Source organism: Streptomyces peucetius (assembly GCF_025854275.1).
Taxonomy (GTDB): domain Bacteria; phylum Actinomycetota; class Actinomycetes; order Streptomycetales; family Streptomycetaceae; genus Streptomyces; species Streptomyces peucetius_A.
This window is the reverse complement of the sequence record NZ_CP107567.1, coordinates 4,831,100-4,843,677: the sequence shown is the minus strand read 5'-3', so window position 1 is coordinate 4,843,677 and position 12,578 is coordinate 4,831,100. Positions and strand designations below refer to the sequence as shown.

The following is a 12,578-nucleotide window of genomic DNA, read 5'->3' as shown; positions in this document are numbered from 1 at the left end:
GGCGGAGAACCGCAGGCGCGGTGCGTCAGATGAGGCCGAGGTCGCGGACCGCGGCGCGCTCCTCGGCGAGTTCCTGCACCGACGCGTCGATGCGGGTGCGGGAGAACTCGTTGATGTCCAGGCCCTGGACGATCTCGTACTTCCCGTCCTTGCAGGTGACCGGGAAGGAGGAGATCAGGCCCTCCGGAACGCCGTAGGAGCCGTCCGACGGGATGCCCATGGAGGTCCAGTCGCCCTCGGCGGTGCCGTTGACCCAGGTGTGGACGTGGTCGATCGCGGCGTTGGCGGCGGAGGCGGCGGAGGACGCGCCACGGGCCTCGATGATCGCCGCGCCGCGCTTGGCGACGGTCGGGATGAACGTGTCGGCCAGCCAGGCCTGGTCGTTCACGACCTCGGCGGCGTTCTTGCCGGCGATCTCCGCGTGGAAGATGTCCGGGTACTGGGTCGCCGAGTGGTTGCCCCAGATGGTGAGGCGCTTGATGTCGGAGACGGCGGCGCCGGTCTTGGCGGCCAGCTGCGAGATCGCGCGGTTGTGGTCGAGGCGGGTCATGGCGGTGAAGCGCTCGGCCGGTACGTCCGGGGCGGCGGCCTGGGCGATCAGGGCGTTGGTGTTGGCCGGGTTGCCGACGACCAGGACGCGGATGTCGTCCGCGGCGTTGTCGTTGATGGCCTTGCCCTGCGGCTTGAAGATGCCGCCGTTGGCGGAGAGCAGGTCACCGCGCTCCATGCCCTTGGTGCGGGGACGGGCGCCGACGAGCAGCGCGACGTTGGCGCCGTCGAAGCCGACGTTCGGGTCGTCGGTGATCTCGATGCCCTTGAGCAGCGGGAAGGCGCAGTCGTCGAGCTCCATGGCGGTGCCCTCTGCGGCCTTGAGGCCCTGCGGGATCTCGAGCAGGCGCAGCTTGACCGGCACATCCGCGCCGAGCAGGTGGCCGGAGGCGATGCGGAAGAGCAGCGCGTAGCCGATCTGGCCGGCCGCGCCGGTCACGGTGACGTTGACGGGAGTGCGGGTCATGGCGATCTCCGTAAGACAGCTGGCGGTGGGGCCCTGCCCCTCGTGCGGGACCTCATCTCCACGCCCGGGCCGAATCTTGACGTGAAGAGATTTCCAGCGGTCAGGCTATCCGACCCGTGCCCGGCCCAATCCCCACCCCCTTGTGGCGCGCCTCACGCCGTCGCGGCCGCGCGCGCGTCACTGCCCGGAAGTGCAGCCGTCCGTCCCGGCCTTGAGCGTGCACGCCTTCGTGTCCGCCGGGTCCGCCACTGCCGCCATCGGGGTGTACGGAGCCGGTCGAGCCCCGCCGCCGTAGCACGACGGTCACACCATGGCGGAATGGTCACTTCCGTGCCACAGGCCACAGCCGTCCCTTGAACGACCTTGGCGCGTGCATGACTCTGGGTCCACGACGGCGCCCGTCCTCCCTCGGGGGAGAGGACGGGCGCCGTCGCCCTGCAACGGGGGCTGTACCGGGGGCCCGGCGACTCACAGCGGCAGGCGGTCCGCCATCTTCTTCTGCAGGGCGGCGTCGAGCGTGTCCAGGAACTGCTCCGTGGTCTGCCACGGCTGGTTGGGGGAGATCAGCAGCGCCAGGTCCCTGGTCATCTGGCCGCCCTCGACGGTCTCCGCGCACACCTGCTCGAGCACCTCGGCGAAGCGGACGACCTCCGGTGTGCCGTCCAGCCTCCCCCGATGCGCGAGGCCACGTGACCAGGCGTGGACCGAGGCGATCGGGTCGGTCGACGTCGCCCGGCCGTGCTGGTGCCGGCGGTAGTGCCGGGTGACCGTGCCGTGCGCCGTCTCCGCCATGACCGTCCTGCCGTCCGCGGACACCAGGACCGAGGTCATCAGCCCCGGAGAGCCGAAGCCCTGCGCGACGGCGGCCGACTGGACGTCGCCGTCGTGGCTCTTGCACGCCCACAGGAAGCCGCCCTCCGACGCAAGCGCCGCCGCCGCCATGTCCTCGACGGGACGGTGCTCGTACGTCAGGCCGGCCCGGTCGAACTCCGTCGCGAAATCGGCGTCGAACACCTCCTGGAAGAGGTCCTTGAACCGGCCGTCGTACCTCCTGAGGACGGTGTTCCTCGTCGACAGGACGACGGGCAGCCCGCGGGCCAGGGCGTACCGGAACGAGCCGCGCGCGAAGTCGCGGACCGACGCGTCGTGATCGGCCATGCCGATCGCGACACCGGGGCCGGGGAAGGCGTGCACCTGGACCTCGACCGGGTCCGAGCCGTCCTCGGGGAGGTACGTCATCGTCAGCGTGCCGGGGCCCGGGATCTTGAGGTCCGTGGCCCGGTACTGGTCACCGAAGGCGCCCCGGGCGACGACGACCGGCTTCGTCCAGCGCGGCACGGGGCGGGGAACGTTCTTGAGGACGACGGGCTCACGGAAGACGACACCGCCGAGGGCTTCGCGGATCGTGTCGTCGGGCGATCGGTACATCGCCTTGAGGTTGAACTCCTCGACCCGCGCCTCGTCGGGCCCGATCGTGGCGCACTTGACGCCCACGCCGTGCCGCGCGATCGCGTCGGCGGCATCGGCGGTGACCTGGTCGCCGGTGGCATCGCGATGCTGGATGCCCAGGTCGAAGCGGTGCAGCTCGACATCGAGGTACGGCAGGATCAGCTTGTTTCTGATGAACTGCCAGATGATGCGGCTCATCTCGTCGCCGTCGAGCTCGACGACTGGGTTGGCTACCTTGATCTTGGCCATCGGGTGAACGTCCCTCTCGCGCGGCAACCGGTCCGCTGCCACGGTGGGTGACGAACGGGCCATCTCCGAATCACGCTACTCGCGCGAGAGGGCGACACTTCGGACCCCGGCGCTAACGCACCGTGAAATGAACCGCGTTTTCCAGGAAGGGCACATCGACCCACGGCTTCGGCTGCGCCACCAGCGCGAGCAGCACGATCACCGTGCCGAGCAGGCCGTACGTGATCATGTCGGTGAACCGGGAGCGAACGGCGAGCATGCCGACGGACGGAGTGACGCGGCGCAGCACGGCGCCGAGGATCAGTCCGGCGCCGATCAGGATCGTGCCGACCCGGACCGCGTCGGCGAACGCGTCGGTGCCGACGAACAGCAGGCCGCCGCCGACCAGGGCGAGCACGCTCAGCAGCGGCCACTGGCGGGCGGGGGCGGGAGCGTCCCCGGACGCGGCGCGACCGCCGCCCTCGGGGCGCGCGGTGTCGGTCGTAACGGCGGGCGGCCGCCGGGACCCTGTCCGGCGGTCCTCCGGACCGTCCTCCGGCTCCCCGGACGTCTCGGCGGCCCCGGCGCCCGCCTCGGCGTCGGCTTCGGCCTCGACCTCGCGGCCGGGCACATCGCCGCCGGCCGCCGTCCCGCCGGCCGCGGGACGGCCGGCCCCGGCGTCGCCCGAGGCGTCCGGCCCGGCCTGCCGGGCGGCGTCGCCCGAACCGTGGGCGGCGCCGTTGTCCATGCGTACCTCCATGGGGTCAGCCACCCGTCAGGCCGCGGACCCGGCCGACGCCGCGCGCTCGGCCGCCTCGACCACGTTGACCAGCAGCTGCGCCCGCGTCATCGGGCCGACACCGCCCGGGTTCGGGGCGACCCAGCCGGCCACCTCCGCGACATCCGGGTGGACGTCGCCGACGATCTTGCCGTCCTCGTCGCGGCTGACGCCGACGTCGAGCACGGCCGCGCCCGGCTTGACGTCCTCGGGCCGGATCAGGTGCGGCACACCGGCGGCAGCGACGATGATGTCGGCCTGGCGCAGATGGGCGGAGAGATCACGCGTACCGGTGTGGCACTGCGTCACCGTCGCGTTCTCGGACTTCCGGGTCAGCACCAGCGGCATCGGCCGTCCGATGGTGATGCCGCGCCCGACGACCACGACGTTCGCGCCCTTGATCTCCACGCCGTGGTGGCGCAGCAGCTGGATGATGCCGTACGGGGTGCACGGCAGCGGCCCCTCGATGCCGAGCACCAGCCGGCCGAGGCTCATCGGGTGCAGCCCGTCCGCATCCTTGTCCGGGTCCATCAGCTCCAGCACCCGGTTGGCGTCGATGCCCTTGGGAAGGGGCAGTTGAACGATGTAACCGGTGCACTCGGGATTTTCGTTGAGCTCCCGTACGACCGCCTCGATGTCCTCCTGGGTGGCGGTGTCGGGCAGTTCGCGCTGGATCGACGCGATGCCGACCTGTGCGCAGTCACGGTGCTTGCCGTTGACGTACCAGCGGCTCCCCGGGTCGTCCCCGACGAGCAGGGTCCCGAGGCCGGGCGTGACACCCCGCTCCTTGAGGGCCGCCACGCGGGCGGTCAGTTCGGACTTGATCGCGGCTGCGGTGGCCTTGCCATCGAGAATCTGGGCAGTCATACCCCCATCCTCGCGGATGCACCCGCCCCGGTTCCAATCCGCTCGCCCCGCGTCTCGACGATCGGATGGCCAACAGGTTGCACTTGCACAACACATACGGATACCGGCTGGACAAAAAGTCAACTCTCAGACGACGATGAGCCGCGCAGTGCCGCGGGCAGTGCCGGGGGGCAAAACAGTAAAGACCGTGCAGTTCCTCCGCTCGGACCGCGTCGTCCCCGCATTTCACACGGAGGAACCCGCCATGAGCTTCGGCGACCCGAACAACCCCTACGGCCAGCAGCAGGGCCAGCAGCCCGGCTACGGCTACCCCCAGGCCCCGCCGGTCCAGCCGTACGGCGGCGGCGGTTACGCGCCGGTCGGTCCGCAGGAGATGCCGGGCGGCGTCAAGGCGGCCCGCGTGATGCTGTTCGTCATCGGCGGTCTCCAGATGATCGGTGTGATCCTCGGCGCACTGACCGCCTTCGGCGTCAGCGCGGCCAAGGACGACCCGGCACTCCGCGACGAGCTGCAGTTCCAGGAGGCCGCCGACTATTCCATCGGCGTCATCTGGTTCGTGGTGGCGCTCATCCTCGCGTGGGGTGTGTTCGCCATCGTCCTCGGTGCCAAGTTCGGCAGCGGCGGCAACGGCATCCGCATCGCCGCCATGGTGTTCGGCATCATCACCGCGGTGCTCGGTATCTACCCGTTCATCCTGGTGGGCCTGGTGCACACCGTTCTCGCGATCCTCGTCGCCGTGTTCGTCGGCAAGTCCGACGGTGGCGCCTGGTTCAACCGTCAGCGCGCGTAAGTCCCGCCGCGCTGCCGCTTCGAAGGCCGTGAACCCGCCCCGGCGGGTTCACGGCCTTCGACCTTTCCGGGGCGCCCGGGGGCAACCCTCGCCCGGCCGGTCCCGGCACACACCCTCGTACGTCCGAGGTGTCCCGGGAGGTGCCCCCGGCCCCAGCATGTGTGCCGATGCCGCCCGAGGAGACGGCGTCGGCACCGTCCACTGGGGGGATCATGCTGCGGTACATGCACGGACGGACGCGGCCCGGCCGGCCGGGCAGGCTGCGGGCCGTGCTGCTCGCGGGGGTCGCGGTGCTCGGGCTGGCGGGCGGGACCGTCTCCGCCACGGCCGACCGGAGGGTCCGGCCGGGCCGCCGGCACGACGGCGGCGGCCAAGCCGCCGTTCCGGATGCCGTTCCCGTGCGGCACGGCGTGGCAGCTCAACACCTACGGCTCCGACCACAACCCGGCACTGGACATCCTCGTGAAGGGCAACACCGGCTCCGACGGCAAGCCGGTCCTCGCCTCCGCCGCCGGCACGGTCTCCGCCACCCACTGGGACAACGGCTCCGGGAACACCATCCAGATCAGTCACGGCAACGGCTGGTTCACGGCGTACTACCACCTCAAGGACGCGCCCACGACCTACGTCCGCAAGGGGCAGACGGTCCTGCCGTCCACCCGGATCGGACGCATCGGGACGACGGGCGCCTCCGGCTGGGCCCATCTGCACTACGAGCAGCGCTATCTGGCATCGGGGGACTTCACCGACGTACGCCACCGCGTGGCCGTGCACTTCGACGGTGTCCAGTACACGGGCACCAACAGGGAATGGCCGGACGGCACCAGCCGGAACTGCTCGGACACACCGGCCGCCTGGCAGGACTGCCCGGCGGGCAGCGTCTGCTTCTACTCCGGCGCCGACGGCACCGGCACGGTCTGCAGGTCGGACACCGACGAGCCCAGCAGCGCCTGCGGCCTGCGCAAGTCGTTCTGGAACAACGGCGATCCGCAGCCGGGATACGACCATGTGCAGGTGTACTTCAGGGAAGGCGGCAGCATGTGCCTCCACTACGGCACGGCAGAGGGGCGGGGGAACTTCCCGGACTGCGGCAGGACGATCGACCGCTTCCACTGGCGCGGCGAGTGCTGAGCACGGCATGAGCGCATGAACGCCTGACGCCTTCGGCCGGTACGGCGCCGCGCGATCACGCGTGGCGCCGTACCGGCCTGCATGTCATGCAGATGTTTATCGGCGTTCCCTACCCTCACGGCGGCACCTTGGGGGAAGGGATGAGTTCATGTACACCATCATCGTGGTGCCGGGGCCCGGTATGGCTGTCGCCTGGAGAGACCCTCCGCTTCGGCCGGGGGAGCATCGGCCGGTACGCACTCCCTGCTGACCATTCCGCACGGCGGCGTCTCGCGCTGTGCGGGCCGGATCACCGCGACGGACACGTACTGGTCGCTCAGCAACTACAGCCGCACGGCGACGTACGCCGTCGTACGTCCCCGACCTGATGCAGGACGAGCGGTTCGCCGCCGCGCTGGCGGCCTGGTCCCGGTGCATGCGGGCCGAGGGCCACCCGTACTGCGGCCCGGGCGACGTCAGGCAGGCCGCCGTCGACATCGCCCTTGAGCAGCCCGCGGACGCCGCGTTCGATGCGGAGACCGCCATCGCCGTGGCAGACGCCGAGTGCGCGCGCCGGGTGCGTCTGCGTGCGATCGGCGCGGAGCGCGAAGCGCACTACGTGAACAAGCTGCGCGACCGCTACGGCGAGCAGATCGACACTGCCCGGGCCCGCCGTGCCGGCCCACGTCTGCGAGGGGGCGGGGCGCCGAGGAGTCCTGCGCATGGGCCGCCGACCACCCCGTGCGGTCCGCGTCCTCCCTGTCGCCGACGGCCGTCGACAGCTCCGCTCCCGGCCGCGAGACGGCCGCGCCGCGGCCCGGTGTCACCCCGGCCCGGCCGGGACCACGCCCAAACCGGTCGCACCGGCGTGGATCTCGCAGTGCACCCACTACTCCGGCACCACGATCACGCGCTACGGCGACAAGGGGCTCCTCGTCGACGGTGTGGTCGGCCCCGACACCTGGGGCGCACTGCGCGAGCGGACCTGACCACCGGCCGCGTGCGGCCCTCCCGAACGACATGGTGGCCCGCCCCCGTGCGGGGGCGGGCCACCGCTGCCGGACCGCCGCGGCATGCGGCGGTCCGACGGGGCGCATCAGTGGAAGAAGTGCCGCGTCCCCGTGAAGTACATCGTCACGCCGGCCTTCTTCGCCGCCTCGACGACCAGCTCGTCACGGACCGAACCACCCGGCTGCACGACGGCCTTGACGCCCGCCGCGGTCAGGATCTCCAGACCGTCGGGGAACGGGAAGAACGCGTCGGAGGCAGCGTACGAGCCCTGCGCCCGCTCCTCACCGGCCCGCTCGACCGCCAGCTTGGCGGAGTCGACCCGGTTGACCTGGCCCATGCCGACGCCCACGGAAGCACCGCCCTTGGCGAGCAGGATCGCGTTGGACTTGACCGCGCGGCACGCCTTCCAGGCGAAGGCCAGCTCGGCGAGCTCGTCGGCGGACAGCGCCTCGCCGGTGGCGAGCGTCCAGCCGGCCGGGTCGTCGCCCTCGGCCTGGAGGCGGTCGGTGACCTGGAGCAGCGCGCCGCCGTCGATGGGCTTGAGCTCCACCGGGTTCGCCGGGGCACCGTCGGCCCGCAGCACGCGGATGTTCTTCTTCTTGGCCAGGACCTCGACCGCGCCGTCCTCGTAACCGGGCGCGACGATGACCTCGGTGAAGATCTCGGCGACCTGCTCGGCCATCGCCACGGACACCGGGCGGTTGACGGCGATCACACCGCCGAAGGCGGACAGCGGGTCGCAGGCGTGCGCCTTGCGGTGCGCCTCGGCGACGTCCGCGCCGATGGCGATGCCGCACGGGTTGGCGTGCTTGATGATCGCGACACAGGGCTCGGAGTGGTCGTACGCGGCACGGCGCGCGGCGTCGGTGTCCGTGTAGTTGTTGTAGGACATCTCCTTGCCGTGCAGCTGCTCGGCCTGTGCGAGGCCGCCGCTGCCGGAGGTGTAGAGCGCGGCGGGCTGGTGCGGGTTCTCGCCGTAGCGCAGCACGTTCTCGCGCTCCCAGGTGGCGCCCAGGAAGTCGGGGAAGCCACTCTCGTCGGCGGGCGCGTACGAGGACGCGAACCAGGAGGCGACGGCCACGTCGTACGCGGCGGTGTGCTGGAAGGCCTCCGCGGCGAGCCGCCCCCGCGCCGGCAGGTCGAAGCCCCCCTCGCGGACGGCCGCGAGCACGTCCGCGTAGCGGGCGGGGCTGGTGACGACCGCCACGGACGGGTGGTTCTTGGCGGCGGCGCGGACCATGGACGGGCCGCCGATGTCGATCTGCTCGACGCACTCGTCGGGGCTCGCGCCGGAGGCGACGGTCTCCTTGAACGGGTACAGGTTCACCACGACCAGGTCGAACGGCTCCACGCCCAGCTCGGCGAGCTGCTCGCGGTGCGCGTCCAGGCGCAGGTCGGCGAGGATGCCGGCGTGGACGCGGGGGTGCAGCGTCTTGACGCGGCCGTCCAGGCACTCGGGGAAGCCGGTCAGCTCCTCGACCTTGGTCACGGGGACACCGGCGGCGGCGATCTTCGAGGCGGTCGAGCCGGTGGACACGAGCTCGACACCGGCCTCGTGCAGCCCGCGGGCAAGCTCCTCAAGACCCGTCTTGTCGTAGACGCTGACCAGTGCGCGACGGATGGGCTTGTTACCCGACTTATTCACCGACATGAACCTTTCGTCCCTCAATGCGGTAGCCGTGCCGGGCGAGACGCCCCACGACCTCGACGAGCAGCGATCGCTCGACTTCCTTGATGCGCTCGTGGAGAGCGTCTTCGTCGTCCGTGTCCCGTACGTCGACCACGCCCTGGGCGATGATCGGTCCGGTGTCGACGCCGTCGTCGACGAAGTGGACGGTGCATCCGGTGACCTTCGCGCCGTACGCGAGCGCGTCCCGCACTCCGTGGGCACCGGGGAAACTGGGCAGCAGCGCGGGGTGCGTGTTGACGATGCGCCCGCCGAACCGTGCGAGGAATTCCTTCCCCACGATCTTCATGAAGCCGGCCGAGACGACGAGGTCGGGCTCGTACGCGGCGGTGGCCTCGGTCAGGGCGGCGTCCCACTCCTCACGGGTGGCGAAGTCCTTCACCCGGCAGACGAAGGTCGGCAGCCCGGCGCGCCGGGCGCGTTCGAGACCGGCGATCTCGCCGCGGTCGGCGCCCACGGCGACGACTTCCGCCCCGAATCCTTCGGGATCGGCGGCGATCGCGTCGAGCAGGGCCTGGAGATTCGAGCCCGATCCGGAGACCAGGACGACGAGGCGGGCGGCAGCCACGGGAGGAACTCTTTTCGCGTTACGGTGCGGCTTACGGTGCGACTTTGTGCGGTCGTACAAACGCGTCGCATCCCCTGATACGGGGAACTCTACGAAGAGGTCGACCGTCAGCAACGATACCGGCACACAGAACGGCCCCCGCGGGACGGGGGCGTGGCCGGAAGGTAGCGTCTGGGGGCAGGGACCGCGCCCAGACGGACCCGATCACGGGCATGACGAGGGGAAGACGTTCACCAGATGCCGGACCGACGCCGTCGTACGGACCTCCTGCTGCCGCGGGAGCGCCAGTCCACGGACGACAACAACCCCTTCGCGCCGCCGCCGGAGGGCAGGCCCGACCAGCCGTGGCAGCCGCGCCACCCCTCGTCGAACGACGACTCCTCGTCCTCCGACCCCTCCGGTTCCGACGGCTCCGACCGCGACTCCGGACCGGGGTCGGGATCAGGCCGCGGTGGCCGGTGGAGCAGCCGTCAACCCGGCCGTTCGGGCGGCGGCTTCGGCGGCCGCCCGGGCTCCGGGCAGAGCGGTCCTGGCGGGAACGGCGGACCCGGCGGGCCCGGTGGCCTGCGCTGGGACCCGACGGACCCGGCGCAGCGCCGCGCCCGGTACGCGCTGCTGTCGGGTATGTGGGCGTTCTTCTTCGCACTGTTCGACTTCCCCGAGATCGCTCTGCTGCTGGGGGCGCTCGCGCTGTACTGGAGCATCAGCTCCCTGCGCGCCAAGCCCGGGAGCCGGGTGTCCGCCGGCGCCCTGACGACGGGGGGCACGCCGTCGAACCCCCCGCCCCCGCCGTCGCACGCGTCGGCGTCCGCTCCTGCCGCGTCGAACAGGCCGCAGATCACGGCGGCCGTGAGCGGCCTGGTGATGGCGAGCATCGCGCTGCTGATCGTGGCCGCGTCGTTCACGGCACAGCTGGTCTACCGCGACTACTACACCTGTGTGAACGACGCGCTGACCAAGTCCGGTCAGCTCGCCTGCAACGAGGAACTTCCCGAGCCCCTGCGGGGCATTCTGGGCGTGAAGGAATAGCAGGTCCCACGCGGCCGTCCGGGCCCTCGCGCTCGTAGCGGGCCTCAGGCCGCCGTCCGGGCGCGCGTCCGGCCCGTGTGCTCCGTCCCGGACCGGCGGTTGCTACCGGGAGCCGTCGTCCTCCGTCGGCTCGTGCGGCGGCTCGGGTGTCCGGGAGGTGTCCTCGTCGCCCTCGGGCCGGGCGGGAACGGGTGGCACCGCCGGCCCGGACTCGGGCCCGGTCTCGGTCCCGACGTCGGGCGTCGGCGTCGGCCTCGGCGTCGGCGTCGGCACAGGCATCGGCGGGAAGTCCGGCATCAGCCCTCCGGAGGACTCCTTCAGCGCCGCCCAGCGGTCCTTGCGGGGCGCGCGCTCGGCACACGTGTCCACCGGCAGGAAGTCGTACAGCTCGCTCTCGTCGTCGAGGAGACCGGACCCGGTGCCGGACCCGGCGTCGAGGCCCGTGCCGAGCTCCCTGCCGGAGTCCGCGCCGAGGTCAGCGCCCAGCTCCGTGTCCAGGTCCGCGCCGACGTCCGTGTCCGGCGCCGGGGACTCGGCGACGGGCGCCACGGGGACCGCCGCCGGCGCCCCGTCGGCAGCCTCGGCGGACCGCCGGGGCAGCAGCCCACGCCACCACCGCGGCGCCCCGTCGGCAGCCTCCGCGGACCGCCGGGGCAGCAGCCCACGCCACCACCCCCGCACCGGCGTCCGCAGGCGCCAGGCCCGCAGGGCCAGCGCCAGCGGGACGCCCAAGCCGGCGGTCCAGGCCAGCGCCGCGAGGCCGGCCGCCCACCACACGGGCCCGAACGCGGCGAGCCGGCCCGTGCCGAGCGGGCCGCCGGACGACGCGGCGAGCACGGCCGTGAGCCCGGCGCAGCCGACCGCGCCGAGCGCGGCCGTGAGCGCGGTCTGGCCGGACCGCCAGGCCGTCTCGCGGGCCCCGTACCGAGGCGCCGCCGCGCCCACCGTGAACCAGGCGACCACCGCCGCCGCGACGACCGGAACCGCGGCGGCCGCCCAGTGCAGCGGTGTGCCGGGCCCCTGTTCCGGTACCGCCGCGAGCAGGGGGAAGTCGGGCACGGCGGGCGTGCCGGCCAGGGCGAGCGGTGTGGCCGTCGCGCCCGTGCCGAGGGCGAAGCCGGGCCCCAGGCCGTAGGCGGCGCCCCAGACCGCCGCGTTGGGCAACAGCGCCAGCGCCAGCAGCGCGATCGCCGCCCGGCCCGACCACTCCCCCGACAACGTCAGGAACGACTCCTGCGCCGCCCGCCCGTGCCAGACCGCCGAGGTCACGACCAGTACCGCACCACCGCCGAGCAGCGCGAGCACACCCGCGCCGGCGGACCGCAGGGCGGCCGCGACCCTGGTGCGGGCCAGGGCGACCCGCAGTCCCTGCGGCACCCATGACGGCAGCGGGCCGAGCGGACGTCCGCTCGCGCTCCACGCACCGGAGGCCGCCGCCAGGAGCGTCACGAGCGGCAGATGGAACAGCGCGCTCAGCGGGTCCGCGGCGAAGGTGCCACCCGCGGCGTAGAGCACGACCGGCGCTCCGACCAGCACGTACCCGCTGGCCACCATCGTCGGCGCGCTCCACGCCGACGGCCTCGGCCGGCCCGGGTCCGGCTCCAGCGCGTCGCGCGCCGCGCGGTGCGCCAGCCAGACCGGCAGGGCGACGAGGAGCAGCGGCACGACCCCCATGGGTGCGGGGGCTCCCGTGAGGGTGTCCGCCCGTACGAGTTCGGTGCCGTGGGCCAGCAGCCACAGCGCCGCCGCGACACGCAGCGCGTCGCCCGGGTCGCTGTCCAGGAAGGGCGAGCTGACCCACATCACCATCACGAACACGGTGATCAGTCCGAGCCCGAGTCCGGCGGCCGTCGCGCCGCGCACCAGCGAGGCGACCAGCGCGACCGATGTGCCGCCCTGCACGGCGACAGGTGTTTGCGGCATCGGGGGGCTCTGTCCGGTCACTTGGGTCACGCGGCCATGCTGCCAACGACACGCGCTTTATCCGTGTAACGAGCCAACGACCGATGTGTCGCTCAAGATACGTTTATGTGCTTTTTCGTCGAG

At 72.3% G+C, this 12,578-nt stretch carries 11 protein-coding genes; 4 read left to right on the top strand and 7 right to left on the bottom strand.

Annotated features, from left to right (window positions below):
- Positions 1 to 25 precede the first annotated feature (25 nt).
- From OGH68_RS22415 to OGH68_RS22400, 4 genes are all read right to left on the bottom strand, one after another.
- Positions 26 to 1,015 (bottom strand): malate dehydrogenase, encoded by a 990-nt coding sequence (locus OGH68_RS22415; RefSeq protein WP_264246666.1) that lies wholly within the window; start codon positions 1,013 to 1,015, stop codon positions 26 to 28.
- Positions 1,016 to 1,483: 468 nt separating this feature from the next.
- On the bottom strand, positions 1,484 to 2,713 hold the full coding sequence (locus tag OGH68_RS22410; RefSeq protein ID WP_264246664.1) for an NADP-dependent isocitrate dehydrogenase: 1,230 nt from the start codon (positions 2,711 to 2,713) through the stop codon (positions 1,484 to 1,486).
- Between the two features lie 112 nt (positions 2,714 to 2,825).
- Positions 2,826 to 3,440 (bottom strand): DUF3017 domain-containing protein, encoded by a 615-nt coding sequence (locus tag OGH68_RS22405; RefSeq protein ID WP_264246662.1) that lies wholly within the window; start codon positions 3,438 to 3,440, stop codon positions 2,826 to 2,828.
- Positions 3,441 to 3,467: 27 nt separating this feature from the next.
- On the bottom strand, positions 3,468 to 4,337 hold the full coding sequence (locus OGH68_RS22400; protein WP_264246660.1) for a bifunctional methylenetetrahydrofolate dehydrogenase/methenyltetrahydrofolate cyclohydrolase: 870 nt from the start codon (positions 4,335 to 4,337) through the stop codon (positions 3,468 to 3,470).
- A gap of 244 nt (positions 4,338 to 4,581) precedes the next feature.
- Between OGH68_RS22400 and OGH68_RS22395 the strand changes: the two genes are divergently transcribed.
- The 3 genes from OGH68_RS22395 to OGH68_RS22385 all read left to right on the top strand — a co-directional run bounded on the left by OGH68_RS22395 (position 4,582) and on the right by OGH68_RS22385 (position 7,226).
- Positions 4,582 to 5,127 (top strand): hypothetical protein, encoded by a 546-nt coding sequence (locus OGH68_RS22395; RefSeq protein ID WP_264246659.1) that lies wholly within the window; start codon positions 4,582 to 4,584, stop codon positions 5,125 to 5,127.
- 387 nt (positions 5,128 to 5,514) lie between these two features.
- Positions 5,515 to 6,258, top strand: a complete 744-nt coding sequence (locus OGH68_RS22390; RefSeq protein ID WP_264246658.1) for a peptidoglycan DD-metalloendopeptidase family protein — start codon at positions 5,515 to 5,517, stop codon at positions 6,256 to 6,258.
- A gap of 701 nt (positions 6,259 to 6,959) precedes the next feature.
- Positions 6,960 to 7,226 (top strand): peptidoglycan-binding domain-containing protein, encoded by a 267-nt coding sequence (locus OGH68_RS22385; protein ID WP_264246657.1) that lies wholly within the window; start codon positions 6,960 to 6,962, stop codon positions 7,224 to 7,226.
- A 107-nt stretch (positions 7,227 to 7,333) separates the two neighbouring features.
- Here OGH68_RS22385 and purH read toward each other — a convergent pair whose 3' ends face one another.
- Complete coding sequence (purH, locus tag OGH68_RS22380; protein WP_264246655.1) at positions 7,334 to 8,899, bottom strand: bifunctional phosphoribosylaminoimidazolecarboxamide formyltransferase/IMP cyclohydrolase; 1,566 nt, start codon at positions 8,897 to 8,899, stop codon at positions 7,334 to 7,336.
- Entirely contained in the window at positions 8,886 to 9,503 is a 618-nt protein-coding gene (gene purN, locus OGH68_RS22375; RefSeq protein ID WP_264246653.1) for a phosphoribosylglycinamide formyltransferase, read from the bottom strand. Before purN ends, purH begins: the two co-directional genes overlap by 14 nt.
- Before the next feature lie 237 nt (positions 9,504 to 9,740).
- Between purN and OGH68_RS22370 the strand changes: the two genes are divergently transcribed.
- On the top strand, positions 9,741 to 10,532 hold the full coding sequence (locus tag OGH68_RS22370; RefSeq protein WP_264246651.1) for a hypothetical protein: 792 nt from the start codon (positions 9,741 to 9,743) through the stop codon (positions 10,530 to 10,532).
- 102 nt (positions 10,533 to 10,634) lie between these two features.
- Here OGH68_RS22370 and OGH68_RS22365 read toward each other — a convergent pair whose 3' ends face one another.
- Complete coding sequence (locus OGH68_RS22365) at positions 10,635 to 12,455, bottom strand: DUF6350 family protein (RefSeq protein WP_264246650.1); 1,821 nt, start codon at positions 12,453 to 12,455, stop codon at positions 10,635 to 10,637.
- Positions 12,456 to 12,578 lie beyond the last annotated feature (123 nt).